This window comes from Loktanella sp. F6476L, from assembly GCF_023015725.1.
GTDB lineage: Bacteria > Pseudomonadota > Alphaproteobacteria > Rhodobacterales > Rhodobacteraceae > Yoonia.
The window spans coordinates 23,595-49,974 of record NZ_JALKAR010000008.1 but is presented as its reverse complement, the minus strand read 5'-3'; the positions used below and the strand labels follow the sequence as shown (position 1 = coordinate 49,974).

Genomic DNA, 26,380 nt, shown 5'->3' with positions numbered 1-26,380 from the left:
GCCACGCTCATGACCAAGCAAAAAGCTAAAAAGGTGTCCAGACAGCAGGTATATACCCTTCTGGTTGAGGTTGGCCGCAATGCCGACGACGGATTACCCGAAGGTGCCACTGGTGGCGCATTGATGTGTTACGCATCCGGCGTGGACGAAGCCGAAGCTGTGCGCGAAACCGTTGCGATCCTGAAACAGGCCGATCTGGCCCCGCTGGATGTGTCCGGCTACGGCACCTTGGACGAACGTTTGGCCGAAGGGCACGACATCAACGACGAGGAACGCGCATTAATGCAGCGGGCCTTGGACGAGAATTCTGTGATCATCGCCCAGATGACACCGTTCTTCGAAGGGGATGACAAAAATGCCGATTGATCCCGTCGCCCTGACTGCTGATCTGGTCCGTTGCAATTCGATTACCCCTGCTGAGGGCGGCGCGCTTGTTCTGCTGGAAAAGCTGCTGACTGACGGTGGGTTTGACTGCACCCGCGTGGATCGCGGCGGTATTTGCAATCTATACGCCCGCTGGGGCCGTAAGGGTGCGAACCGGACGTTCGGGTTTAATGGCCATACGGATGTTGTCCCCTTGGGTGATCCGGATGCATGGACGGTTGATCCGTTCGGCGCTGAAATCAAGGACGGCTATCTGTATGGGCGCGGTGCGACTGATATGAAATCCGGCGTTGCTGCGTTTGCTGCCGCTGCGATTGATTTTGTGGCTGATACGCCACCGGACGGGGCTGTGGTTCTTGCGATTACGGGCGACGAAGAAGATGTCGCTGAACACGGCACTGTCGCCCTGCTTGACTGGATGGACGCACAGAACGAGGCGATGTCGGTCTGTCTTGTTGGGGAGCCTACTTGCCCTGATGCAATTGGCGACGCGATGAAAATCGGACGACGCGGGTCGATGACGGTGTGGTTTACGGTGACAGGTGTGCAAGGCCACGCGGCCTACCCGCACCGCGCGAAAAACCCCGTGCACGCGATGGCGCGGTTGATGGATGTGCTGGCCTCGCACGAGCTGGATCAAGGAACCGAGCATTTCGATGCGTCCAGTCTGCAAGTCGTCAGTATCGACACCGGGAATGGCACGACCAACGTGATCCCCGGTCAATGTACGGCAACGGTCAACATCCGGTTCAACGACACGCATACCGGAGCAGGTTTGACCGCTTGGATCCAAGCGGAGGCTGACAAAGTCGCCGCTGCATTTGATCTAAGCATCGATATGAAGATCAAAATATCCGGCGAAAGCTTCATCACGCCACCTGGTCCTTTGTCTGATCTGGTGGGCGCTGCGGTAAAAGCCGAAATCGGCCGTGATCCAGAATTGTCCACGTCGGGTGGTACATCCGATGCCCGCTTCGTGAAAAGCCATTGCCCCGTTGTGGAGTTTGGCCTTGCAGGCAAAACCATGCACCAAGTCGACGAACGGGTGATGGTGGATGAAGTGATCAAGCTCAAAGCCATCTATGGGCGGATTTTGAAGGACTATTTCGCATGATTACTGTTGTTGACGACTACGCGCCTTGCATTGCATTGCGCCGTGCGGTGTTCATCGAAGAACAGGGCATTTCCGAAGCCGAAGAGATGGACGATCTGGACGAAAGTGCGATCCACATGCTTGCAACCGTGGACGGACAACCCGCAGGCACGGCGCGTTTATTGCTGCAAGATGAAATTGGCAAGATTGGCCGTATCTGTGTTTTGTCCGACTATCGCGGGACTGGTCTGGGCGCGCGGATCGTAGAGGCGGCGATGGATCATCTGCGCACGTTACCGAACATCAAGCGGGCCAAGCTTGGATCGCAGGACCACGCGATTGGGTTTTACGAAAAACTCGGGTTTGTGGGTTACGGACCATTCTACGACGACGCGGGTATTCCGCATCAGGATATGATCCGCGACCTGTGAGCGGACATGTCCGGGCTTGACCGCGGAAGCCTCAGGCGGAGCCCAGAAGACGTCAAAGAAGCCAAGCGGGCTGTCCCAGTTCTTTTGGTCTTAAATATCTCGGGGGAGTGGGGGCTGGCCCCCACGCAGGGTCGCGTGGTAGGGCCATTCTATGACACGCATTCCTTCAAAAGCCGAAATTCTTGCATGGATTTCTGACCACCCTACCAAAGCTGCCAAACGCGACATCGCGAAAGCCTTTGGGATTAAGGGTGCCGCCCGTATTGATCTTAAGCGCCTCCTCAAAGAGCTTGAGGCGGAAGGGAAGTTATCCAAGCGCCGCAGTTCCTATCGTGACGCCAATGTGCTGCCCCCCGTGACCGTGTGTGAAGTCACTGGACCAGACGCCGATGGCGACCTTTATGCGCGTCCGTTGGAATGGTCGGGCGATGGCGATGTGCCCCGTATTCTGATGACGCTGCGCGACAGCGATCCTGCGATGGGCAAGGGCAATCGTTTTCTGGGTCGTCTGACCGAAGTTCCGGGCGAGGATTACACCCACACCGCCCGCATCATTCGTTTGATCGGCGATAACCCGATCCGTCTGTTGGGTGTGTTCCGTAAAGGTGCCGAAGGGGGGCGTTTGATCCCCGTTGATAAAGGTTCAACTAAGGAATGGATCATTCCCGCAGGTCTGACCGGTGACGCCCAAGACGGTGAATTGATTGAAGCCGAACAGGCAGGCCCAAAAGGCCGCATGGGTTTGCCGAAGGCCCGCGTGATTGCCCGCCTTGGTGATCCGACTGCCCCACGTGCTGTGTCGTTGATTGCCATTCAACAGCACGGTATTCCCGATCATTTTCCTGACGCTGTGATTGCTGAGGCTGATGCCAAAACGGGTGCGCCGCTTGGCAAACGCAAAGATCTGCGTGACTTGCCGCTTGTCACGATCGACCCGTCTGATGCCCGTGATCACGATGATGCCTGTTATGTCGAAGCGCATGACAATGGCACATTTACGATCTGGGTCGCTATTGCTGATGTGGCCTACTACGTCACGCCGGGGTCAGAACTGGACCGCGAGGCCCGCAAGCGTGGCAATTCGACGTATTTCCCTGATCGTGTTGTGCCGATGTTGCCGGACGTTCTATCGGGCGATTTGTGCTCCTTGCACGAAGGTGTCGATCGCGCGTGTCTGGCGGTTGCGATGACCATTGATGCTGAAGGTAACAAGACCGGCCAGACGTTCCACCGCGCCTTGATGCGGTCCGCCGCGTCGTTGCATTACGAAGAAGTGCAGGATGCCATCGACGGTAATCCGAATGAGCGCACAGCGCCCATGATGGATGACGTGCTGAAGCCGCTTTACGCTGCTTATGCTGCCCTGTTGAAGGCACGCGAACGCCGTCAACCGCTGGAACTGGACCTGCCCGAACGCCGGATTGAGCTGAGCGATGAAGGCGAGGTGACGTCGGTCAATTTCAAGGACCGTCTTGATGCCCATAAGCTGATCGAGGAATTCATGGTGCTGGCCAATGCTGCCGCCGCCGAGACCTTGATCGCCAAGCAATCCCCGCTGTTGTTCCGTGTCCACGAAGAACCGAACCCCGATAAGCTGGATGCGCTGCGCGAGGTTGTTCATGCCTCTGGCCTGACGCTGGCGAAGGGGCAAGTTTTGCAGACCGCCCACCTGAACCGGCTGCTGAACCAAGCGCGTGGCACCGATGACGCTGAACTGGTGAACATCGCGACCCTGCGGTCGATGACGCAGGCCTATTATAATGCCGAGAATTTTGGCCATTTTGGGCTGGCGTTGAAGGCCTATGCCCACTTTACGTCGCCCATCCGTCGCTATGCTGATTTGATCGTACACCGTGCATTGGTGTCGTCGCATGGCTGGGGCGATGATGGTTTGTCGCCGACGGATGTGGAGCGTTTGGACGAGACCGCAAAATCGATTTCGGACACCGAACGCCGGTCGATGATTGCGGAACGCGATACCACGGATCGCTATCTTGCCGCCTTCCTGTCCGAACGGATTGGTGCGGAAATGCCCGGTCGTATTAGCGGGATCGCGAAGTTTGGCGTGTTTGTGAAGCTGGATGAAACTGGCGCCGATGGCATGGTTCCGATGCGCAGCTTGGGCAATGAATTCTTTCATTACGACCAAGATAGCCAGACCTTGATGGGGTCGGATTCTGGGCTGGTGATTGGACTGGGCCAGAAGGTGAAAGTCACCTTGGCAGAGGCCACGCCTGTGACAGGCGGTCTGATCGTTGAATTGCTCGAGATCGAAGGCAAAGCCCTGCCCCGTGGATCGCGTGGTGGCAGACGGGGTGCGCCTGTGCGTCGTCGTGCGGGATCCGCCAAGAAGAAAGCCGCAAAGACGAAGCGTAAGATCAAACGCACCCGCAAGTAGTTATTTGCGCAGGTGATAGGTCAGTGCTGATTTGATCAACGCCCCGTGCCGCACGGGGTCGATCTGTTTGGCTTTCGTGAATATCACGGCGCGATTCCCTTCGATCACATCCCAATTGGGATAGGCCGCCGCAAAATCGCTGATGATGCTGGAATTGCAGTTCGCATAGATCGCGAAGCCGCCGGATTTCGGCAGGCCAAGCCTGATGGTGGACCCGATGCGAGATGGTGTCAGATACGCGGGTTGCCCCCAACGCAGACCTTCTGTCACGCGCGGCACCTCTGGCAGGTCGTCCGCGATTGCAAAGACAAGTTCGCGCAATTGCAGCAGACCGTCACGCGGCCCTTGCGGCATCGCATCGAAGGCGGCTTTCACGGCGTCATCTTGAAACGGGGTCAATCGAACATCTCCTTCATGCGGGCGACGTAGCCCATCAAAACCGGATCATCGGCCACACGCAAGGATGTGGGCGTGGCGACCGGACTGGCCGCGATGTTCGACAGGACGGCCGCAACTGAGAAGTCCGGCAATGTCGGTGTGTCTGATAGCATGAAAGCGTGTGGGCCCAAAAGCGTTCGGATGGCGTCAAGGTCCTGATCCAGACGGCGCAGGCGTTCGTCGTCTGACAGACGCAGGATACCTTGGGCGTGGAGCCCCTTACGCAACGCTTTGCGCAACCCGTTGGTCACTGGCCCACGGATCAGTTTCGGGATACCGGTGAAATAAGCTGCTTTGACATGCGGCCATACATCATCGTTCATCCAACGGTCCATAACGACATGGAAATAGAGATGATCCTCGGCCATGCGGATTAATGCACGGCCCATCGCCTGATCGCGCATCGGTGTCTCGCCCCAAAAATCCGCCCCTTCACGTTCCAGAAACAAGCGGATGTCGTCACTGTCGTGAATGAGGTTTCCATGCGCACGCAGCACGGGCAGCTTGCCGTGCGCAAATTTTCGCGGGTCAAGGCAGTCTTCGCGCTGCCAATCCACGCCTGCGTGGTTCAGCATCCACACGGCTTTGACGCAGAACGGGCTATAGCTGACGTTGCCGAAACCGGCCTGAAAGGTGATGAGGTCGTACATGGGGTGCTCCTGATGCGGTTGCCCCCGTGATAGCTCAGCCTCCTGTCAATTTTTGTCAGGATGTGTGATATGATGGGGCATGACCCGCACAAATCGCCTGTTCCAACTGATGCAAGCCCTGCGCAACCATCGCCCACCCGTGACGGCAGCCCTGCTCGCGCAGGAAACGGGGGTGTCCGAACGGACGCTGTACCGCGATATCGAAGCGTTGCGGGGGTTGGGCGCCGTGATTGATAGCACCGCGGGATATGGCTATGCGCTGACCGAAGATCCCGCGTTGCCGCCCATGATGTTCAACGACGAAGAGATTGAGGCCTTGGTTCTGGGGTTGCGCGATGTTCAAGCGATTGCTGATCCGGCATTGGCCAAAGCCGCAGGAAATGCGCTGACGAAATTGCAGGCCCGCTTGCCCAGCGCCCAAGCGCATCGGTTAAAACATGCCGTGCTGGCCGTGAACCGGATCGTACCCCCGCCCAAGCCCAGCATCGACGTTGCCGCATTGCGACGGGCGACATGGGACGAATATTCAGTCGCGTTCGGATACGAGGACGGTCAAGGCGCGCAGACGGAACGGACGATTGATCCGCTTGGGATCGTGTTTTTGCAGGACAGGCATTGCGTGATCGGCTGGTGCCATTTGCGCGGCGACAGTCGCGTGTTCAGGCTAGACCGGATGCGTGATTTGGTTGTGACAGGCGACAGTTTCCGGCCACGACGCATCCCGATGCTGCAAGATGCGCTAGCCAAAATTCGCGCGGACGTCGCTGAAAAGGTTAAGCGGCACGGACCTGTAGCTTAAGCAAAAGATAGGTGTTGTTCGCCGAAAAATGCGCGGCGGTCCGTGTTTGCTGGTTCAACCGTTGATCAAGACGGGCGCGTTTGCGCGGGCTAAGCAGACGCCGGATAATCCAATGCACGACAGACCGTGTCTTAGGTCGTTGGACCGCCATCTGTTCGTCCACGCGCCCCATCCCGTAGCCCACGACATTAAACAGCCCCTGTTCGACATCAATCGACGGTGCAACGCTTTGCGTGATGTCTTCGGATGACAAAAGGTCTAGCGGCTGGTCGGCCAGAAAGGCATGGAATTTCTGGATGGGATGACCGCCACCAACTGTGGCTTGGACTTTGTCGGGCGAAAAGCCTTCGCTGCGAAAACAATCCGCGATCAGAATATGGCCGTTCGGTTTTAGCAGCGTCAGGCATTTGGGTATGCCCTGATCAAGCGGGATGTATTGATAGCTTTCGGAAAACAGGCAAAGATCGAACAGGCCGCTGAGTTCGGCGTCTTCAAACATCGCTTCGTGTACAACGGCAGTGGGCGCATTGGCACGACACCGTTCTGCCAGAAACGCGCTTGGCACAACAATTTCGACGTCGTGCCCAAGGGCAACCAGTTTTTTCGCCGTCTCGCCAGCGCCGCCACCGATATCCAAAATGCGCAGTGGCCCGTCTGGCAATAGTTCGAACAGTTTTGCGGTATATGCTTCTTGAGCGGCACCGACATTGCCCGCGCAAACGTCCAATCCGTCCCAAATCCCGTAATGCAGATTTTCGCGACCCGTCAGCCAGCGCGAAAAAGACAGGCCAATATCGAGGCCAACGGACCGACTATCAAATTTTGTATTCCCCATGAGGCGGACCTTAGTTGGTCCGCACCAAAGGGAAACTGTTTTTTTGACGTTAGGTCAAAGTTTTGCGGAAAATTCAGCCAGAACTTTTTCGTAAACTTCACGCTTGAACGGCACGATGTTTGCGACAAGCTGATCCTTCGGCATCCATTTCCATTCGGAAAATTCCGGATGTTCGGTTGCGATATTAATATCGGCGTCCGTGCCATGATACCGCATCAAGAACCATTTCTGTTCCTGCCCGCGATATTTGCCCTTCCAGATATTCGGGACAATCGCGTGCGGCAGATCGTAGGGGATCAAACCAGCGCTTTCCGCTTCGATCGTTACCAGCTTTTCCGGCACACCTGTTTCTTCCCACAATTCGCGAATTGCGGCATCGCGTGTGGTTTCGCCTTTGTCGACGCCACCCTGCGGCATTTGCCAAGCGTCTTGGTCCCGATCCATGCGCTGCCCCACAAAGATATGGCCGCGCGGGTTAGCAAGCATGATGCCAACACATGGGCGATAGGGAAGCTGGGCGATCTGGTCGGGGGTCATAAAAAGGCCTTGGTGTTTCATATCTCAAATTCCTTGTCCGTTTGGACCGGAATATGGGTCAAGGTCCAGTGGTTATGCGATAACAAGTCGGCTATCTGGCCGAATACGGGGTACAATCCACTGTAAATGGTCCCGCCGGAAGGCAACGCAGCCTGCTGTGGGCCGTCCTTTGCCACGCCATTGATGGATAAAGATGGCCGATCCGCGGCCTTTGACCGCATAGGGCCAATTCCAATCGGTGATCAGGATCAGGTCGTACATCGGGTCGGCGCGGCGGAGGTGTTCGTGGCTAAATGCGTGTGGCGCACGTAACATCATATTGTAGTCTTCGTCGCGCACATCATCCGACCAAAGATCACTCGGTCCAATTGGCAGCGCCCAATCCGCGGGTTTCGCGATCCGGTCAGGTCTGTACAGCATCCCCACGATCCGGTGCACGCCGCGCGGTGTCGCCATATCGCCTTCTGCCTTGCGGTCGGTCAGCCCACCACGCCCAATTGTGCGCGGAAACCGTCGCCCCATAAACCGTACACCAGACGGCGTCACAACAAGATCGCTCGCCTTCATGCGCAGTCCTTCGTTTCTTTGACGTTTTCTGGGCTCTGCCCGTTCTGCGCCTCAAACGATCCCCCGGATCGTTTGCAAGACGGCTTGAACAACCCCCCGGAGGCTCCCGCCCTCACAACAGGTGTCCGGACTTTGTGGCCTTGGTCGCAAGATAAGCCGTGTTGAACCTGTTTTCGCCAATCTTCAGCGGCACGCGTTCCGTCACGGCGATGCCTTCGCCTTCCATCCGCGCGATTTTATTTGGGTTGTTGGTCATCAGTCGCACAGCGCTGAAGCCCATCTTTTTGAGGATGTCCGCCCCGATCCGGAAATCGCGTTCGTCGTCTTCAAACCCAAGGCGATGGTTGGCTTCAACAGTATCGAACCCCTGATCCTGCAACGAATACGCTCGCATTTTGTTCGCAAGCCCGATCCCGCGTCCTTCTTGATTCAGGTACAGCAGAACCCCCTGACCATTTTCACCCATGGCCGCCAGTGCCCCGTGAAGCTGTGGGCCGCAGTCGCATTTCAGCGATCCCAGCACGTCGCCGGTGAAACACGCCGAATGCAGCCGCGCGAGCACGGGTTTTGACCGGTCTGGCTTGCCGATTTCAATGGCGTAATGTTCTTCGGCCCCGTCATCGGGTCGGAAAATGTGTAGGCGTCCCGCCTCTGATGCTTCCATCGGCAGGCGCGCTGCGACGATTGGTAATGACGGCGATAGCCGCGTGTCCATGATCGCGCTTGCAGGAATAGCGGTCAGGTCGTTTTGTTTGGCAAATGCGCTATCGACCGCAAGACACACACCGGCGGGTAACAACCGTGCCGCTTTGATCAATGTAATCGCCGCGCGGTGCGCATCTGCGTCACCTTCTCTGGCGGTCGCAAGCGGGCCTTTCATTGGCGATCGCATGTCGTCTGCGGGATCAGCGATGGATTGCACCCATTTCAGGGTCGCATCTGCAGGCAATAACACCCGTGCGATGTCGCCATCATATGCGCGCGCTTTCAGCGTTTCGGCCCGTCGTCCCGTCACGGCGATCACCGGCGTTCCGCCCAATCCGCGCAAATCGTCTAGCCGTGCCTTGTCCAGTGTTTCCGCCGCCAGCACCAAAAGTCCGCCGGATTCGCTGCCATCTGTCACCACAACAGGCACACCCATGCGTAAATCCGCCCGCGCGCGCGCCAGTCGTTCTGTAATAGTTGGTATGAAGCTCACGCCGAAATCCCTTTCAATTGTTTCAGCCGATAGCCGTTTTAGGGCGAAAGTGAAACATTAGCTGTATCAAAGCACACGTCCGTGTGAGGCGCACCCTCTCGTTCTTGCCTGATGATCAATTTGCGATCACTTCTAGCGTAACAACGAAGGAAAGTCCCGATGGCCCAATTGAAGAAAATCCTGCTTGTCGACGATGATGACGACCTGCGCGAAGCGCTGGGTGAGCAGTTGATTATGACTGAAGATTTCGACGTGTTTGAAGCCGACGACGGCGCAAGCGCGATGGTGAAGGCGAAGGAAAGCATCTACGATCTGGTGATCCTTGATGTTGGTCTGCCAGACACAGATGGTCGTGAATTGTGCCGCCTGATGCGCAAGCAAGGCGTGAAGTGCCCGATTGTGATGCTGACCGCCCAAGATAGCGATGCCGACACGATCTACGGTCTGGATGCTGGCGCAAATGACTATGTATCCAAGCCGTTCAAGTTTCCCGTTCTGCTGGCCCGCATCCGGTCCCAGTTGCGCACACATGAACAATCCGAAGACGCTGTTTTCCAGCTTGGGCCATATACGTTCCAGCCTGCGCAGAAATTGTTGGTCACGGAGGACGACAAAAAAGTACGTCTGACCGAGAAAGAAACCAACATCCTGAAGTTCCTGTACCGTGCCACCGAAGGCGTGGTCGCCCGCGACGTGCTGCTGCACGAAGTCTGGGGTTACAACGCCGGTGTGACCACGCATACGCTGGAAACGCACATCTACCGCTTGCGTCAGAAGATCGAACCTGATCCATCCAATGCCCGTCTTTTGGTTACGGAATCAGGTGGTTATCGCCTCGTCGCATAAAGTTTGAAAAATGTGGGAACCATTGTGACGTTCACTGGTTCCTATACCGAAGCCCGCTGGTGATCGGGTTATATCACCACCTCCCTGTTGGACTTGCCCGGGCCTTTTGGTCCGGGCTTTTTTCTAGATCATGTCCCAGAGCAGACGCAGCGCCAGCGCCGTTGCCGCGATCACCACAACGGGTTTGATCAGTTTGGCCCCCACACGCATCGCCAGTCGCGCCCCTACAGCCGCACCCGCAATTTGCGCCGCAGCCATTGCCAGCCCGACCATCCACCATGGTTCCGCCACAAGCGCATAAGCCGCGATGCCACCTGCGTTTGACGCAAAGTTCAGCAATTTTGTATGCGCCGTTGCTTTCAAGACGCCGAAGCCCGCGAAGGCCACAAAGCCGATCATGTAGAACGCCCCAGCCCCCGGCCCGATCAGCCCGTCGTAGAACGCGACAAGCGGCACGATGGTCACAACAAACACGCCTGCGCTGATTTTGCGGGTCCGGTCCAGATCGTCCAGTCCGGGTTTCAATGCGAAGAACAAAGCGATGGCGATCAAAAGCACGGGTAGGCCGTAGCGGATCACATCTGTCGGCAGTTGTGCGGTCAGAAACGCACCGATGATGGCCGCGACAAAGGCGATGACCGCTGGCCCCAATTGCGCGCGCAGATCGACATGCCCTGCCCGCCCGTAGGTCCATGCGGCCATGCCAGCGCCGAACACGCCCTGCACTTTGTTTGTTGCGATTGCTGTTACCGGAGGTGCCCCTGCCAAGACGAGCGCAGGAAGCGTGATCAGCCCGCCGCCCCCCGCAATCGCATCCACAATGCCCGCGGCAAAGGCTGCGGCCACCAACAAGATGACCAGTTCAACGGCAACTTCCATTTATGACAGCGCCTGTTCCCAGTCGTCTTTCAGGTCGTCGATATGTTCGATCCCCACAGAAACACGGATCAGGTTTTCGGGGATGCCTGTGTGCGGTTCGATTGTGTGGCGATGTTCCACAAGGCTTTCGACCCCGCCTAAAGACGTGGCCCGCAGGAATAGCTGCAGCTTGCCGACCACCTTTAGCGCCTCGGCCCGTCCACCTTTGACCAGAACGGATAGCAGGCTGCCGTAGCCGCTCATCTGCTGCTTCGCGACCTCATGTCCCGGATGATGGGGCAGACCGGGGTAGAAGACGTCTTCGACCTGTGGGTGGTTGTGCAGGTACTGCGCCAGCGTCACCGCGTTTTCGGTCATGCGTTCCACCCGCAGCGGCAGCGTTCGCATTGCGCGGATCAACAGCCATGCTTCGAACGGTCCCAAAACCGCGCCCGCATCGTGGCGATCCATTTTGATCGCTTCCCAGATCGGATCAGTTGGGGCGTTCGTGGAGAGAACACCCGCCAAGACATCCGAGTGTCCGTTGATAGCCTTTGTCGCGGAATGCATGACGATGTCCGCGCCCAGCGCGAGCGGCTTCATCAAGATGGGCGTCGCTGCTGTCGCGTCCACGACCAAGGTCCCAGCAACGGCATGGGTTGCCTGTGCCGCAGCCGCCACATCAACGGTCCGTAGCCACGGATTTGATGGCGTTTCAATGAACACTAATGTGGGGCGATGCGCCTGGCAGGCTGTTTTCAGAGCCGCGGCATCGCTTGCCTCGACTTCGTGCAATGTCACGTCACGACGGGCGCAAAAATCGCGGATCCACTTTGTTGTGCCCCAGTAGATACCGGATTGCACTAGCGCAGTATCGCCTGCCAAAAGCGTCCGGAAGACACCCGCAATCGCGGCCATCCCTGCGGGGAACAAAAGCGTGTCCTCGGCCTGTTCCAGCTTCGTGATCACCTGCTCTGCGGTTCGGACCGTGTCGCTGTCATCGCGGGAATAGATGTTGTCGGGGCGGATCAGCGCGTAGGTTTCATCGCGCATGAAGGTCGTGGACGTCTGGATCGGTGGCACGACACCTGCGCTTTGCTTATCGACGGCACCCGCAGCATGCGCGGCAATGGTGGCGGGTTTCAGATCACGTTTCATGTGACAAATTCCGATTTGGCGTAGCCTTGCATGTAGAGCAGGGCCGTCAGATCACCGTGATTTACGCGGACCGACACCTTTTCCTGCAGCGCAGGTTTGCCATGTAATGCGACACCTGTGCCCGCGTTTTCAAGCATCAGCAGGTCGTTCATCCCGTCGCCCACAGCAATTGCATCAGCAGGCGTGATCCCGAGCGTGGCGGTAATCCCGTTCAGCGCCTCTAACTTCGCATCCTGACCAAGGATCGGACGCACGACTTTACCAGTCAGCTTACCATCCGCGAATTCGAGCGTATTGGCACGGTTTTCGTTAAAGCCTAATTCAGATGCGACGCGCGCGGTAAACGCCGTGAACCCGCCGGACACAAGCGCCGCATAGGCCCCCTGCCCGCGCATCGTTTTCAGCAGTGTCGCACCACCGGGCATGTATGTGATGCGGGTGTTCAGGACGTGGTCAATGATCGTTTCGGGCAGATCAGCCAGTAGTCCGACGCGTTCATCGATCGCTTCTTCAAAATCCAACTCGCCATTCATCGCGCGCGCGGTAATCCCCGCAACACGGTCGCCGACACCAGCCTCTGCCGCCAATTCGTCGATACATTCCTGCTGGATCATCGTGCTGTCCATGTCTGCGATCAGCATCTTTTTGCGGCGACCATCAGCGGTTTGAATGATCAGGTCAACGGATTGATCCTGACACACCTGCCAGACCTCATCTGCGTTTTCCGGCATCGTTTGCAGCGAAAATTCAGCGGCTTCATCAGCGGCCAACCAGACTACATCACCGCCGCCCCAAGCGTTCCGTAAGCTTTCGACCAATGCGGGGTCCAATGTCGGGCGCGCCGGGTTGCACAAAAAGGTTGCTACAAACATTTCAAAGTCCTTACGCCGTCTATTCTACAGTGCGGTCTGCCTGCTTCCCTTCGCCAAATAAACGCAAACAGCACGACCAGCAACGCCAAGCACCAAGTTTCCGATCCGCACCAGTTATCGATCAAAACCGACAAAAGAATCGGCAGCCGCGTCATTTTCCCTGTTGTCGTGGCGGCGGCTTGGCCCTATCTCGGTCAGCGGGACACCCTTCCCCAACGAAGGGCATATATCTGTGAGGATACCAGTAATGGTCACGACACCACCGGCTGTGCGCCCGGCGAACGCACGTTTTTCTTCTGGCCCATGTGCCAAACCCCCCGTTTTTTCATTGGACAAGCTTGCTGACGCGCCTTTGGGTCGCTCGCACCGTGCCGCTATTGGCAAATCCAAACTGGCAGAAGCCATTGACCTGACACGCGAGATTCTTGGCATTCCTGCCGATTACCGCATCGGGATCGTGCCTGCATCCGACACTGGCGCTTTTGAAATGGCGATGTGGTCTATGCTGGGCGAACGTCCGGCTGAAATGGTCGCCTGGGAATCATTCGGCGCTGGCTGGGTCACTGACGTGGTCAAGCAGCTGAAGATCGAAGCCAAAACACATACCGCAGACTACGGTCACATCGTTGATATGGCTGCGTTGAACTATGACAACGACGTCTGCTTTACGTGGAACGGCACAACATCCGGCGTGCGGATGCCAAACGGCGACGCGATCCCTGCGGACCGCGCGGGTCTGACATTGTGCGACGCGACATCTGCTGCGTTTGCCCAAGACCTGCCATGGGACAAGCTGGATGTGACGACGTTCTCTTGGCAGAAAGTCATGGGCGGCGAAGCGGCACACGGCATGCTGATCCTGTCCCCACGCGCTGTTGAGCGTTTGGAAAACTACACACCTGCGTGGCCACTGCCGAAAATTTTCCGCCTGACCAAAGGTGGCAAACTGATCGAAGGCATCTTCCGCGGTGAAACCATCAACACGCCATCCATGCTGGCTGTTGAGGATTACCTTGTTGCGCTGAAGTGGGCGCAAGACATCGGTGGTCTGAAAGCCCTGCAAGATCGCGCCAACGCCAACGCGCAGGCGATCTTTGATTTCTGCGATGCGAACGACTGGATCGCGAACCTCGCCGAAGATGATGCGACACGGTCGAACACATCTGTTTGCCTGAAGTTCACGGATGACCGGATCACAGACGGGGCAGCATTCGCCAAAGCCGTCGCAAAACGTCTGGCTGACGAAGACGTCGCTTTGGACATCGGTGCGTATCGCGATGCCCCTGCTGGTCTGCGGATCTGGTGTGGTGCGACTGTGGAAACATCCGACATCGCAGCCATGCTGCCATGGCTCGCGTGGGCGTTCGAAGCTGAAATCGCGGCGTAAAGCCCGAATTTTCCAGAAAATTCGCCACCCCGCTGATGGGGTGGCACATTCCCCTTAAGTTGAAGGACCATTCCAATGGCCGCTCCTAAAGTACTGATTTCCGACAAACTCTCTGCTGCCGCTGTTCAGATTTTCAAAGACCGTGGCATCGACGTTGATTTCCAGCCTGACCTTGGCAAAGACAAGGACCTGCTGCTGGCTGCGATCCCGCATTACGACGGTCTTGCGATCCGCTCCGCCACCAAAGCAACGCAAAAAATCATCGAAGCCGCAACGAACCTGAAGGTCATCGGGCGCGCGGGTATCGGCACCGACAATATCGACAAAGAAGCCGCGTCTAAGGCCGGTATCATCGTGATGAACACGCCATTCGGCAACATGATCACAACGGCTGAACATGCTATTGCAATGATGTTCGCTGTTGCGCGTCAAATCCCGGAGGCATCCGCATCTACCCACGCGGGTAAATGGGAAAAGTCCAAGTTTATGGGTGTTGAGCTGACAGGCAAAACGCTTGGCGTCATCGGCGCAGGCAACATCGGCGGGATCGTGTGTGATCGCGCGAAAGGTCTGTCCATGAAAGTCATGGCCTACGATCCGTTCCTTGGCGAAGAAAAAGCCGCTGAAATGGGCGTGAAAAAGGTCGAACTCGACGAACTGCTGGCAAACGCTGATTTCATCACGCTGCACGTGCCATTCACAGATCAGACGGCGAACATCCTGTCGAAAGAAAACATCGCCAAGACCAAAAAAGGCGTGCGCATCGTCAACTGTGCCCGTGGTGGTCTGGTCGATGAAGAAGCACTGGCTGAAGCATTGAAATCCGGCCACGTTGCTGGTGCGGCCTTTGACGTATTCGCGGTAGAGCCTGCCACAGACAGCCCGCTGTTCAACCTGCCGAACGTTGTCTGCACGCCGCACCTTGGTGCTGCAACAACCGAAGCCCAAGAAAACGTGGCCCTGCAGGTCGCAGAACAGATGTCCGACTACCTGCTGACAGGTGCGGTGTCCAACGCGCTGAACATGCCATCCGTCACGGCAGAAGAAGCTAAGATCATGGGCCCATGGATCAAATTGTCCGGCCACCTTGGTAACTTTGCCGGTCAGGTCACTGACGAGCCGATCAAAGCGATCAACATCCTGTTCGACGGTGAAGCCTCCGACATGAACCTCAAAGCGCTGACAGCTGCTGTCATCGCGGGCATCATGAAAAAGGTGAACCCGGACACGAACATGGTCTCCGCCCCTGTGATCGCAAAAGAACGCGGCATTCAGGTGTCTACAACAAAGCAGGATCAGTCCGGCACATTCGACGGCTACGTGAAGGTGACCGTTGTGACTGACGAAATGGAACGGTCCATCGCGGGCACCGTGTTTAGCGACGGTAAGCCGCGCTTTATCCAGATCAAAGGCATCAACATCGACGCCGAGATCGGTGAACATATGCTCTACACGACCAACAAAGACGTGCCGGGCATCATCGGGTCCTTGGGTCAAACGCTTGGTGCGCATGACGTCAACATCGCGAACTTTACCCTTGGCCGGTCCGCCGCCAAAGAGCAGGCCATCGCGATGCTTTACGTCGACGAACCTGTGCCAGCCGATGCGCTGAAGGCGTTAGCAGACACCGGATTGTTCCAGAAAATCAAAACCCTCAAATTCGAGGTGTAAGCCAAGCGGGCCGCTCATTGATTGAGCGGCCCTTTTGCTTCTTTGACGTCTTCCAAATCCCCGCCGGAGGCTCCCGCACTATCCGCGCGTGTAACTTACAATTTCAGGACACACCTTATGATCTACGCAATTGGTGACATTCACGGTCAGATCGAAATGCTCGACCATGCGCTTGACCTTATAGAACAGGATGGTGGTCCGGACGCGGAAATCGTGTTCTTGGGTGATTATACTGACCGTGGCCTGAATTCTTGCGCAGTTATTGACCGCCTGATTGCAGGTCAAAAGGCTGGTAAAAACTGGCGCTTCATCATGGGCAATCACGACAGGTTCTTTGCCAACTTTGTCACGATGGGCAAACAGCACGATCCACGTGTCGCGTCTGGCATCAACTGGCTGAACCCACGTCTGGGCGGGACCAATACGATCGCGTCCTACGGTGTTAAAGGCGAAGCCATTTTTGCGGCACATACCCGTGGCGAACAGGAAATACTGCTGCATTATCAAACCGATGCTGGTGCGTTGACACCTGATCAGGTTCAGCAGGCCGCAGCAAAGGCTGTTCCGCAGGCCCATATCGATTTCATCAATGCGTTGCCGCTGACCGTTGAAACGGACGATCTGCTTTTCGTGCACGCAGGCATCATGCCGGGCGTCGCACTGGCCGATCAAGACCCCGAAGACCTGCTTTGGATCCGCGAAGGGTTCTTGGATGACGCCACCGATCACGGCAAACTTGTCGTGCACGGCCACACAGCGCTAGAGGCACCGACCCATTTCGGCAATCGCGTCGATCTGGACGCAGGCGCAGGTTATGGCCGCCCGTTGATCCCCGCCGTGTTTGTCGGTCGGGACTGTTATATCTTAACCGAGACTGGCAGGGTGCCATTGATCCCAGCCGATTAAGGCCACCATGCCCGTCAAATTCGCGACCCTTCACGATATTGCAGCCCACAATGCGGACACGATTATTGATGTCCGTTCACCTGCGGAATTCGCGCAAGATCATGTCCCTGGCGCGATCAATCTGCCCGCCCTCAGCAACGATCAACGTGCCGAGATTGGCACAATGTATGTCCGTGACAGTGCCTTTCGCGCCCGCAAACGTGGGGCTGCGATGGTGGCCCGCAATGTTGCCGATCATCTTGACGGATCTTTGCGCAATCACGACGGCGGTTGGCAGCCGTTGGTCTATTGCTGGCGGGGTGGTCAGCGGTCAGGGTCGTTTGCGTCGATCCTGCAGCAAATCGGGTGGCGTGCCGAAACGATTGCAGGTGGGTATCAAAGCTACCGCCGGTTGGTGCATGACTATCTGTATGAGGCGCCGTTGCCGCACCGGATTGTTCTGCTGGACGGGAACACCGGCACTGGCAAAACCGCTGTGCTGGCCCATCTCAGGGACCGCGGCATACAGACGATTGATCTGGAAGCCCTTGCCGCCCATCGCGGGTCGCTTTTAGGGGCTATTAATGCCCCGCAACCAGCCCAGAAAGCATTTGAAACCGCACTAGCGCAGGCGTTTGTCGCCTGTGATCCATCAATGCCCGTCGTGATCGAGGCCGAAAGCAGCAAGATTGGTCGGATTAACCTGCCTCCGTCTGTTTGGTCAGCCATGTGCGCCGCCCCGCGTGTGATGATCGCAGCCTCTGTTGCGACGCGTGCGGCATACTTGGCCAAGGCATACGCGGATGTATCAACGGATTTGACAGCGCTGTCTGATCGCCTGCAACCGATGCGCTATATTCGTGGGCACGCCGTTGTAGATGCTTGGCAGGCGGCACTGGTGTCTGGTGATCTGCAAAACTTCGCGGCGTCGCTGATGGAAACGCATTACGACCCCGCCTATGACAAGGCGCGCGCGCTGCAAGAGCATCAATTGCTGGGGCATGTCACCGCCGAAACGCTTGATTTCGACGGATTACGGCGCACCGCAGATCAAATCGCCGCGTTGATTAATCGCGCAGAATGATCCGCCCGACCTGATCTGTGATCGTCCCGATCTGCGCGGCTGGATATCCGGCTTGTTCCAGCTTTGCGATGACATCAGCAGCTTGTGACGGATCAACAACTGCGAGCAATCCACCTGCGGTTTGCGGGTCGAACATCAGGTCAGACAGCGCGGAGTTCGTGCATTCGACACCTGCCACACCCGCTTTGTTGGAATCGAACAATGAGGACCGCTGTCCCGCCTCTGCCAATGTGCGCGCGCCCTGCATAAGCGGCACATCCGTTAGGGTGACATCTGCACCAACGCCAGACGCCTCGCAGATACCCGCCAAATGCCCCGCGAGCCCGAAGCCTGTGACGTCGGTCATCGCATGTGCGTCGTGTAACACTGCCGCCGCGTCCGCCTGCCCTTGCACCATCTGTTGCAATGCGGCTGCGACGTCTGCGCCTGCCGCTTTGCATTGCATTTCTGCCGCCATGATCACGCCGGACCCGATGGGTTTTGTTATGATCAGCGCGTCGCCCTTTTTGGCACCTTTCAGCGTGATCGGCTGTCCGTCCACCAGCCCCGTGACCGTGAAACCGATGGTCAGCGCGTCACCTTGCGACGTGTGCCCGCCGACGATGGCGGCACCTGCATCGGTGAAAACGTCATGCGCGGTGGTCATGATTTCGGCCAAGGCGCGTTCCTGCAATATCTCTGACGTGCGCGGTAGGATGATCGTTGCGGTCGCGGCTTGTGGCTGCGCCCCCATCGCCCAGATATCGCCCAGCGCGTGAACGGCTGCGATACGCGTCATCATGACCGGATCGTCGATCATGGCGCGCAGGTGGTCCGTCGACATGACTTGGGTCGCGTCACCTGTTTGCAGAATTGCAGCATCATCGCCCGCGACGGATTGGATGTCGTCCCTTTGCGTGCGTGGCAGGTCAGACAGCACGTTTCGCAACGCCCCGCGCCCGACCTTTGACCCGCAGCCGCCACACATGGGTTTGTCACCCAGCGTTTCACGCACGCCCAGCGCGACCGTTTCCGGCACATCAGGCAATGCCATCGGGTTGAGCCCGTCGAACTGGTTCATAAAGGTCCGGTCGATGTGGTTCTTAAGCTTCCACAACAGCGGCCCCTGTCGTGCCGTTCCGAACTTTTCAGCGAGCGCTGATTTCCCGCCAAGCGAGACCAGTTTTAGGTAATCCTTTTGCGGTTTATAGGCCCGCAGATCACGACCAGACAAATGCGCCTGAAGGTTATCGAACAAAACCGGTGCTTCGCGGACTGCATAGACGCCCGCCTTTGGACGCGGATCGAAGCTAAGGTGCGCACAATCGCCGACCGCAAAAACGTCCGGATTGCTGGATTGCAGCTTGTCATTAACGGTGATGAAGCCTTCGTGAATGTCCAGATCAAGCCCCGCCACCCAGTCATGCGGTTTTGCGCCCGCCGCACCGGTGGTGAAGTCGGATTTGATCAGCGTGCCGTCCGTCAGGATCACGCCATGCGCTGCAATTTCAGCAACGTCTGCGTTTTCAATGAGCGTGACGCCTTGGGTTTCCAACGCGGCAAGCACCTTACCTTTGGCCACGGACCCAAGGTCTTTCAAAACGCTGCCCCGATCCACAAGCTGGACCACGGCGGCGTCAGACCCGTCGCGGCGTAGGGCATGCGCCATCGCCATCGCAAGCTCTGCCCCCGCAACGCCGCCACCGATGATCGCGATATGCGGGTTCTTTGCTGTTGCACGGAAGGCGTCCCAGCGGCTTGCGAATACGCCCAAGGGCTTGGCTGGAATGGCGTGGTCGGTGAAGCCTTTCAGCGACGGCATTGTCGATGTGATCCCCACATCAACGGCGGTCACGTCATAGGCAATCGACGGACGCCCCGGCACGCTGATGGTTTTGGCTGCAACGTCGATATGATCAACCGCCCCAAGGATAACCCGCGCGCCCGCAAAGCGGCCAAGCTGCACCAGATCAATGTCCAGTTCGTCCCGCGTGTAATGCCCTGCAACGAACCCCGGTAGCATGCCGGAATAGGGTGCCGTTGGCCCCGGATTGATGACCGTTAGACGCACGCCGGGTAGCGGTTTCATCGCCCATGATCGCAGCACAAGCGCATGGGTGTGGCCACCGCCAACAAGAACAAGATCACGGGTTTGGGGGAGCTGTGTATTCATGCCTCGTTTGATAGCGGCGCGATTGTTACGGCGCTAGCCACTTTCCGGTCCAGTCACCGACCTGTGAGAAAGCCGCACGACGATGGATGTCACCGAGATATACCGCGTCAATATGGGTCGCCTGACAGGACAGAACGGCAAAGACAGCGGGATCGGGTTTCTTGGTGTAGGCGGTGCTTTCAAGGATTGGCAGGCCGGGTGCCGGCGTGATCCCGTAGCTGTTTCTGGAATGATCCGGCACGGCGTTCCAACGATCCATGACCGCATCACCGGTTAGAATCGTGACGTCGGCTTGCACGCGGATTTGCAGCGCGAGGTCAGCGTCCCAAAGGTGGATCGCCGCCTTTGGATTGTTACGCAGGCTGGTGATTTTGTCGGACTGCAGATCGGTGTAGAGCTCCAACCTGCGTGTTTTCGGATCGACGTCACGCAGCACCACGGTCCGCACCTCTGGCTGGCCGTCGATGCTGACGGTCCCTAATGCCACATGCGTCCGCTTGTCCGCCCCTTGCGTTAGCCGATCCCAGACCTGCGCCTGTGTCCCGTCGAGCGTTTCCCACCAGTTATTCATATCCTGTCATCTCCAAATATCCGCGACCTGTGTGGCTACCTGTGATCCGCACCGGTCCTTCCCAATAGGGCACCGACGTTGTCATCCATGCGTCTGTATTGATCGCCGTCACCGTTGCATCGACGCCCTTGTCCGCCAATTGGACCCGCCATGTCGTCGGAACTGTTGCGCCGCTGGTGTCTGAGATAACCAGCGGTTCGGCCTGAAACGCACCGTCTGGGTAGGCGGTTGTTGTCCCGTCGCTGCCGATCCAAGTGGCCGACGAATAGGCGCTGCCATCGGATTGGCGCAGCAGGAAGCCCATCATCTTGGTCCCGTCATCGAACGAAAGCGAAAACCAGTCCCAGCCAGTTTGATCCGCGGCCAACGGTTGCGATGACCATTCGCGGTCGAGCCATGCGCTGCCCGTGACCGCGACCTGCCCGTCAGGCAGGATTAGCGTACCTGCGATGTCGAAATAGGGTTGAGAATAGTAATAAGACGCCTGCCCGCCCGCCGATTTAACCGAATAGCCCCCGTCGCCGTGAAAGATCAGCGGGCCTTGCGCGGTCAGGTCCATGTCGTAGGCGAAATCAGGGCCGCTGGCGGTCATGTCCAGCGTCGTCCAGTCCCCCGCCAGTGTCCAATCGTCGATCCATGCTTCAAACGGGTCCGCCGTCACACCCGCCTGCCCGATCCCGCCGCGCCCGATCCGTTCGGTGACGTAGTGGTCGGTTGGCGTGGTGACAGCCGCGTGGCCCATCCACAGTTGCGGCGCGGTCCAGCCTGCGCCTGCTTCGGGGGCCAAAGCGGACCGGAACAACGTCCATTGCAGGCCATAATTGGTGCCGCCTTCGGCTTGCAAGTTCGCCGTCAGATACCACCATTCGATGCGGTAGTCGTTGTGCGGGCCGTGGTCTGTGGGGAAATCAAACACAGGATCCGGCGTCGGTACGCTGAACCCGTCCGCGTCACCGCCGAGGCCGGCAAACCCTTGGGCCTGCGCCATGATCGGGCATAGCGCGAATAGGATGGTTTTAACGTTCATGGGAAAACACCTTCAGCAGAGCAGCAGGCGGGGTGCGGGCCAGCCTGATGGCGGGCCAAAGGGCTGCGACGGCAGCTGCGAGGACTGCAAAGCCGAACAGCCGCACGTAATCCCACGGGAAGAAATACATCGGCAGTTCCCACCCGAAGGCCGCGACGTTCACGACCGCTAGTAGTGCCCACGCTAGCCCAAGGCCCAGCGGCAAGGCGATGACTGCAGTAAGCAACGCAAGCAAGATTGCACGCAATAATTCGAGCCTTCCCAGTTGTTTGCGCGTCACGCCCACCGCCCAAGCAGGGGCAAGCTGTGGGACGCGCATGGTGGCCAATGTCAGCAAGCTCATCAGGATCGCGAAACCAGCGACGGCGAGCGTCAGCACATTCAATGCTGTTGTGACGATGAAGGTCCGGTCAAAGACGTCGAGCGAAAACGCTTTGATTCCCGCTTGGTTGATCATGTTCGCCTCTGGGATGCCGACCTCTTCATTTAGGACCGTTCGTACGCGACCCACATCGCCGTCGGTGATCCGTAGGCCAAACCGCAGCGGGCTGATGTCGGGGTACATCCGTTCGAAGATATCTTCGCCAATCACAGCCTGCCCGATCGGGTTGCCGTAATCCCCATACACACCCGTGATCACCAGCGGTTCGCCGTCGACGTCAAGCGTATCGCCGACCCGCAAATCCGCCCGCCGGAACAATTGTTCGTTGATCAAGATTGCCTCGCCCGCCTCAACGCGGTCCCACGGCGCGTCGCCGCTTTCCAATAAAATCCAGTTGTCGCGATAGGTGCTGTGAATGCGGGTGCCGTAGACTTCGGTCTGGATGCCTTCCAGCGGGATCGTGGCCGCCATGATGGGCAGGATGATGTCCACCTCGGGTGCGATCCTGTCGATTATGGCATCAGCTTGTGCGGTGTCGATGGCCGTGACGTACAGTTCCGACGCGAGGCGTTGATCAAGGAAACCGACGAATGTCAGGCGGAAACTGCTGACCATCGTCGACACGCCCACATTTGCCGCCATCGCAAGCAACAAGGCCATGAGAGCGAGCGATAAGCCCGGCAATTGCTGCCGCGTATCTGCCCAGAACCATTGCGCGATGACGCCTTTGGCGCGGTTAGCCCCGACGGCCAGACAACCGCTGAGGATCACTGGCAGACCAAGCGCCGCGCCGATCAAAAGGGCCGCGAGCATGGCGAAACCTGCGACCAGTCCCTGTGCAGTCAGTGCCAAGATGACTGCCGTGCCGATTAGAACCGCCGCCAATATGCCTTGCACCTGCGCGCGGCGTCCTGCCGCCATCGCCATGGCGCGGGGTTGTGCCGCGGCGAGCAATGGCATCCGGCTGAGTTTCCATAGTGCCCCTGCCGCTGCGATGGCTGTGCCGCCCAGCGCAATCGCCAGACCTGACAGCCACCAACTGGGGCGCAGTTGCAGGGTGCCTGCCACTTCAGCCCCGTAAAGTCCGTTCAACGTCGCGGCGACCCCTGGCAACAGAAGCCCCGCGATTACATAGCCAAGTGCCACCCCGATGATGCCCGCGACCAGCGCCATGAGCATCAGTTCGACCGCAATCAGCCCGATCAAACGGTTCAACGGCACGCCCAGCGCCCGCAACGTGCGGACAACGGGTCTGCGCTGTTCAAACGCAAGGCCAATCGCCCCGTTCACGATGAAAATGCCGACGGCAAAGGACAGCAGCCCAAATGCGGTGAGGTTAAGATGGAAGCTATCGGTCAGCTTCGCCACATCAGATCCGGCTTGGGCGGTCCGACGGATCAGGTTTGGGGCGATCTCTGGCAGTGGTGTTTGCACGATGGGCTGGTCAGCTTCGACGACAAGCAGATCAATTTGATCGGGCCGGTTGAGAAGACGCTGCGCAACGCCGATGTCGGTATAGGCAACATTCGGGGCGGTTTCCGGTGTGATGACGCCGTCGACGTCCAACGCGCCCAAGGCCGCAATCGTGTCAGCTGTGCCGAAGATTTGGCCGTTGCCCAATAGAAATGCGCCAATGTCCGCGCCCGCCGCAAGATCAACGGGACCAAGACCACCAGGTGCAGTCAGCGGGTCGATCCCGATCAAACGGACGCCGTTGATCTGCCCTTCGACAACGGGACTGACCAGCCAGCCCGCGCGGCGCAGTGCGACATAATCGGTTTGGGTAATCGGTGCGTCGTCGCTGGACACGAGTTGATCAAAACTGGCTTCACCCAAGGTCGCGGCGGCATTGTCGTAGCTTGCGCGCGCCTCTGCGTTCACGGCCTGCACGCCGGACCACAGTGCGGTGGCCAGCGCCAGTCCCGCCAGCAAAGTGAACAATTGCAAGGGATTGCGCCGCCAGTGCGACAGGAGTGCAGAAAGGGCGGCCCGCGTCACGCGACCTGCCCTGCCCGCAGATGAACGCGCCGCGCGAGACGCCCCGCTAGCGCGTCGGAATGCGTGACCATCAGCAGACCCGCGCCCGTATCGGCAACCAGCGCCAGCATCAGGGACATGACGTCGTCCGCTGTTGCCTCGTCCAGATTACCAGTAGGTTCATCCGCCAGCACCAGTTTGGGCCGTGGGGCCAGCGTGCGAGCGATGGCCACCCGCTGTTGCTGCCCACCGGACAGTTGTTCGGGGTATTTACGCAGATGCGGGGTCAGGCCCATGCTATCAGCGAGATGCGCGTTCCATGCGGTGTCGTTCGTTCCGGCAAGACGGGCCTGAAACGCGATATTGTCCGCGACCCGCAGGCTTGGGATCAGGTTGAACTGCTGAAAGACGACGCCAACGGTGCCACGCCGCAACGTCGCACGCCCCGTGTCATCCATCGCGGCAATGTCCGCGCCGTCAATCATGATCTGCCCCTGATCAGGCGTATCAAGACCGCCAATCAGATGGAGCAGCGTGCTTTTCCCGCTGCCACTTTCACCAGTTAACGCGAGGCTTTCGCCAGCGTCTAATGTCAGATCGACACCGCGCAGCACCGCGAACGGCCCATCAGCGGTATGAAATGTCTTGTGAATATTGGTCGCGTTCAGCAGCATCGGCATCTTCCTTTGGTCCAGACCTAACACGCCAGAGGCGAGAGGAAAGCGCAGGTCGCGGGCGTTGTGCAGATTTATGACCCAACGTCCCACCTCGCGCTGGCCTGTGTTTGCGATAAGCAGGACCAAACGGGAGGAATTACCATGACAGATATCGTAATTTTGGGCGGCGCACGGACAGCGATCGGCGGCTTTGGCGGGTCATTGGCGGGAACGACGCCGATCACGCTTGGCACGACCGTCGCACAGGCGGCGATCAGCCGTGCGGGTATTGCAGCGGATCAAATCGGCCAAGTCGCATTCGGGCACGTGATCAACACAGAACCCAAAGACATGTACGTCAGCCGCGTCGCCGCGATTCAAGCGGGCGTGCCGGATACCGTACCTGCGATGAACGTGAACCGTCTATGCGGGTCCGGTGTGCAGGCGATTGTGTCGATGTTCCAAGCGCTTTCATTGGGTGACGCCGATTTCGCGTTGGCGGGCGGGACTGAAAACATGTCGCGGTCACCCTACATCATGACCGATGCCCGCTGGGGCGCGAAGATGGGTGATATCAAGTCCCAGGACATGATGCTCGGCGCGTTGAACTGCCCGTTCGGGACAGGCCATATGGGCGTGACGGCAGAGAACGTGGCGGGTGAACACAGCATCACACGCGAAGATCAAGACGCCTTTGCGATGGAAAGCCAGACACGTGCGGCCGCCGCGATTGCAGCAGGCCGTTTTGACGACCAGATCGTTCCGGTCGAGGTGCGCAAACGCCGCGACACGGTTGAATTTGCGACGGATGAGCATCCGAAGGCCACAACACTGGATGCACTCGCAGGCTTGCGTCCTGCGTTCCAGAAAGACGGCAGCGTCACGGCTGGCAACGCATCTGGCCTGAACGACGGTGCGGCTGCGGTTGTTATGGCGACAGAAGCGGCAGCCGCCGCGGCTGGCCTGACGCCGGCGTTCCGCGTTTTGGGCTACGCCCACGCAGGTGTGCGACCAGAGGTTATGGGCATCGGTCCGGTGCCTGCTGTGCAAAACCTGCTGAAGAAAATCGGCCTAAAGGCGTCCGATTTCGATGTGATTGAATCCAACGAAGCCTTTGCCGCGCAGGCCATCGCGGTTAATCGCGCCCTTGAACTGGACCCCACGAAGGTCAACCCGAATGGTGGTGCGATTGCGCTTGGCCATCCAGTTGGCGCGACAGGTGCGATCATCACGGTGAAGGCGATGTACGAACTGGAACGCATCCAAGGCAAACGCGCTTTGATTACGATGTGCATCGGTGGCGGTCAGGGCATTGCGCTCGCAATTGAGCGGCTCTGAATTTCATCTGACCGTAAAAACTCTGGGCGTTTGGGGGGTAGCCCCGTAAATGTCTCGTTCGGGGGTTGGCGCATGCGGTGTCGCATTTTTGCAAAATGCGATGCCTTCGGCGAGGATATTTAAGGCCAAAAGAAGCGGTGCGGCGGCGTATCACTGCATCCTTCGCCCTTGTTTAGAGGGCATTCA

25 protein-coding genes are annotated in these 26,380 nt (G+C 58.2%); 11 read left to right on the top strand and 14 right to left on the bottom strand.

Annotation, left to right across the window (positions count from 1 at the left end; translation table 11 throughout):
• Window positions 1-9: 9 nt before the first annotated feature.
• The 4 genes from MWU61_RS15100 (at window position 10) to rnr (ending at window position 4,306) form a co-directional block, all read left to right on the top strand.
• Window positions 10-366: a hypothetical protein gene (locus MWU61_RS15100; RefSeq protein ID WP_247129231.1), complete on the top strand. Its 357-nt coding sequence runs from the start codon at window positions 10-12 to the stop codon at window positions 364-366.
• On the top strand, window positions 356-1,498 hold the full coding sequence (gene dapE, locus MWU61_RS15095) for a succinyl-diaminopimelate desuccinylase (RefSeq protein WP_247129229.1): 1,143 nt from the start codon (window positions 356-358) through the stop codon (window positions 1,496-1,498). Before MWU61_RS15100 ends, dapE begins: the two co-directional genes overlap by 11 nt.
• A complete protein-coding gene (locus MWU61_RS15090; protein ID WP_247129227.1) occupies window positions 1,495-1,908 on the top strand; it encodes a GNAT family N-acetyltransferase in 414 nt (137 codons plus the stop codon). The genes dapE and MWU61_RS15090 overlap by 4 nt, the downstream gene beginning before the upstream one ends.
• 151 nt (window positions 1,909-2,059) lie before the next feature.
• Complete coding sequence (gene rnr / locus MWU61_RS15085) at window positions 2,060-4,306, top strand: ribonuclease R (protein ID WP_247129225.1); 2,247 nt, start codon at window positions 2,060-2,062, stop codon at window positions 4,304-4,306.
• Here the strand turns inward: rnr and MWU61_RS15080 are convergent, their stop codons facing one another.
• Together MWU61_RS15080 and MWU61_RS15075 are read right to left on the bottom strand one after the other, a co-directional pair.
• A complete protein-coding gene (locus MWU61_RS15080) occupies window positions 4,307-4,705 on the bottom strand; it encodes a DUF1801 domain-containing protein (protein WP_247129223.1) in 399 nt (132 codons plus the stop codon).
• The gene (locus tag MWU61_RS15075; protein WP_247129222.1) at window positions 4,702-5,394 is read right to left on the bottom strand and encodes a glutathione S-transferase family protein; all 693 of its coding nucleotides are present in this window, start codon (window positions 5,392-5,394) and stop codon (window positions 4,702-4,704) included. The genes MWU61_RS15080 and MWU61_RS15075 overlap by 4 nt, the downstream gene beginning before the upstream one ends.
• 79 nt (window positions 5,395-5,473) lie before the next feature.
• Between MWU61_RS15075 and MWU61_RS15070 the strand changes: the two genes are divergently transcribed.
• Window positions 5,474-6,193, top strand: coding sequence for a YafY family protein (locus MWU61_RS15070; protein ID WP_247129220.1), 720 nt, complete (start codon window positions 5,474-5,476; stop codon window positions 6,191-6,193).
• Here the strand turns inward: MWU61_RS15070 and MWU61_RS15065 are convergent.
• From MWU61_RS15065 to ribA, 4 genes are all read right to left on the bottom strand, one after another.
• Window positions 6,168-7,028, bottom strand: coding sequence for a class I SAM-dependent methyltransferase (locus MWU61_RS15065; RefSeq protein WP_247129219.1), 861 nt, complete (start codon window positions 7,026-7,028; stop codon window positions 6,168-6,170). The genes MWU61_RS15070 and MWU61_RS15065 overlap by 26 nt on opposite strands.
• Before the next feature lie 54 nt (window positions 7,029-7,082).
• Window positions 7,083-7,565 carry an RNA pyrophosphohydrolase gene (locus MWU61_RS15060; protein WP_247129351.1) on the bottom strand — a complete coding sequence of 161 codons (483 nt, stop codon included), beginning with the start codon at window positions 7,563-7,565 and terminating at the stop codon, window positions 7,083-7,085.
• Between the two features lie 72 nt (window positions 7,566-7,637).
• Window positions 7,638-8,132, bottom strand: coding sequence for a L,D-transpeptidase family protein (locus tag MWU61_RS15055; protein WP_247129217.1), 495 nt, complete (start codon window positions 8,130-8,132; stop codon window positions 7,638-7,640).
• A 112-nt stretch (window positions 8,133-8,244) separates the two neighbouring features.
• Window positions 8,245-9,330 carry a GTP cyclohydrolase II gene (gene ribA / locus MWU61_RS15050; RefSeq protein WP_247129215.1) on the bottom strand — a complete coding sequence of 362 codons (1,086 nt, stop codon included), beginning with the start codon at window positions 9,328-9,330 and terminating at the stop codon, window positions 8,245-8,247.
• Between the two features lie 159 nt (window positions 9,331-9,489).
• Between ribA and MWU61_RS15045 the strand changes: the two genes are divergently transcribed.
• Window positions 9,490-10,176 (top strand): response regulator transcription factor, encoded by a 687-nt coding sequence (locus tag MWU61_RS15045; RefSeq protein WP_247129214.1) that lies wholly within the window; start codon window positions 9,490-9,492, stop codon window positions 10,174-10,176.
• A gap of 123 nt (window positions 10,177-10,299) precedes the next feature.
• On the opposite strand, the gene MWU61_RS15040 is transcribed toward MWU61_RS15045, so the two are convergent.
• From MWU61_RS15040 to serB, 3 genes are read right to left on the bottom strand one after another with little or no spacing between them, the layout of a single operon-like run.
• Window positions 10,300-11,055: a TSUP family transporter gene (locus tag MWU61_RS15040; protein ID WP_247129213.1), complete on the bottom strand. Its 756-nt coding sequence runs from the start codon at window positions 11,053-11,055 to the stop codon at window positions 10,300-10,302.
• A complete protein-coding gene (locus MWU61_RS15035) occupies window positions 11,056-12,192 on the bottom strand; it encodes an aminotransferase class I/II-fold pyridoxal phosphate-dependent enzyme (protein ID WP_247129212.1) in 1,137 nt (378 codons plus the stop codon).
• The gene (gene serB, locus MWU61_RS15030; protein ID WP_247129211.1) at window positions 12,189-13,064 is read right to left on the bottom strand and encodes a phosphoserine phosphatase SerB; all 876 of its coding nucleotides are present in this window, start codon (window positions 13,062-13,064) and stop codon (window positions 12,189-12,191) included. Before serB ends, MWU61_RS15035 begins: the two co-directional genes overlap by 4 nt.
• Window positions 13,065-13,311: 247 nt before the next feature.
• Between serB and MWU61_RS15025 the strand changes: the two genes are divergently transcribed.
• From MWU61_RS15025 to mnmH, 4 genes are all read left to right on the top strand, one after another.
• Window positions 13,312-14,451: a phosphoserine transaminase gene (locus tag MWU61_RS15025; protein WP_247129210.1), complete on the top strand. Its 1,140-nt coding sequence runs from the start codon at window positions 13,312-13,314 to the stop codon at window positions 14,449-14,451.
• Window positions 14,452-14,526: 75 nt separating this feature from the next.
• Window positions 14,527-16,122: a phosphoglycerate dehydrogenase gene (serA, locus tag MWU61_RS15020; protein ID WP_247129209.1), complete on the top strand. Its 1,596-nt coding sequence runs from the start codon at window positions 14,527-14,529 to the stop codon at window positions 16,120-16,122.
• Window positions 16,123-16,239: 117 nt separating this feature from the next.
• Window positions 16,240-17,028: a metallophosphoesterase family protein gene (locus tag MWU61_RS15015; RefSeq protein WP_247129208.1), complete on the top strand. Its 789-nt coding sequence runs from the start codon at window positions 16,240-16,242 to the stop codon at window positions 17,026-17,028.
• Window positions 17,029-17,035: 7 nt separating this feature from the next.
• A complete protein-coding gene (gene mnmH / locus MWU61_RS15010) occupies window positions 17,036-18,091 on the top strand; it encodes a tRNA 2-selenouridine(34) synthase MnmH (RefSeq protein WP_247129207.1) in 1,056 nt (351 codons plus the stop codon).
• Here the strand turns inward: mnmH and selD are convergent.
• The 5 genes from selD to MWU61_RS14985 are packed head-to-tail and all read right to left on the bottom strand — an operon-like array spanning window position 18,075 to window position 24,874.
• Window positions 18,075-20,243: a selenide, water dikinase SelD gene (gene selD, locus MWU61_RS15005; RefSeq protein ID WP_247129206.1), complete on the bottom strand. Its 2,169-nt coding sequence runs from the start codon at window positions 20,241-20,243 to the stop codon at window positions 18,075-18,077. The genes mnmH and selD overlap by 17 nt on opposite strands.
• Before the next feature lie 25 nt (window positions 20,244-20,268).
• A complete protein-coding gene (locus MWU61_RS15000) occupies window positions 20,269-20,814 on the bottom strand; it encodes a pyridoxamine 5'-phosphate oxidase family protein (RefSeq protein WP_247129205.1) in 546 nt (181 codons plus the stop codon).
• Entirely contained in the window at window positions 20,807-21,841 is a 1,035-nt protein-coding gene (locus MWU61_RS14995; RefSeq protein WP_247129204.1) for a lipocalin-like domain-containing protein, read from the bottom strand. Before MWU61_RS14995 ends, MWU61_RS15000 begins: the two co-directional genes overlap by 8 nt.
• Window positions 21,831-24,221, bottom strand: a complete 2,391-nt coding sequence (locus tag MWU61_RS14990) for an FtsX-like permease family protein (protein ID WP_247129203.1) — start codon at window positions 24,219-24,221, stop codon at window positions 21,831-21,833. The genes MWU61_RS14995 and MWU61_RS14990 overlap by 11 nt, the downstream gene beginning before the upstream one ends.
• Window positions 24,218-24,874, bottom strand: coding sequence for an ABC transporter ATP-binding protein (locus MWU61_RS14985; RefSeq protein ID WP_247129202.1), 657 nt, complete (start codon window positions 24,872-24,874; stop codon window positions 24,218-24,220). Before MWU61_RS14985 ends, MWU61_RS14990 begins: the two co-directional genes overlap by 4 nt.
• A 144-nt stretch (window positions 24,875-25,018) precedes the next feature.
• Between MWU61_RS14985 and bktB the strand changes: the two genes are divergently transcribed.
• On the top strand, window positions 25,019-26,194 hold the full coding sequence (gene bktB / locus MWU61_RS14980; RefSeq protein WP_247129201.1) for a beta-ketothiolase BktB: 1,176 nt from the start codon (window positions 25,019-25,021) through the stop codon (window positions 26,192-26,194).
• Window positions 26,195-26,380 lie beyond the last annotated feature (186 nt).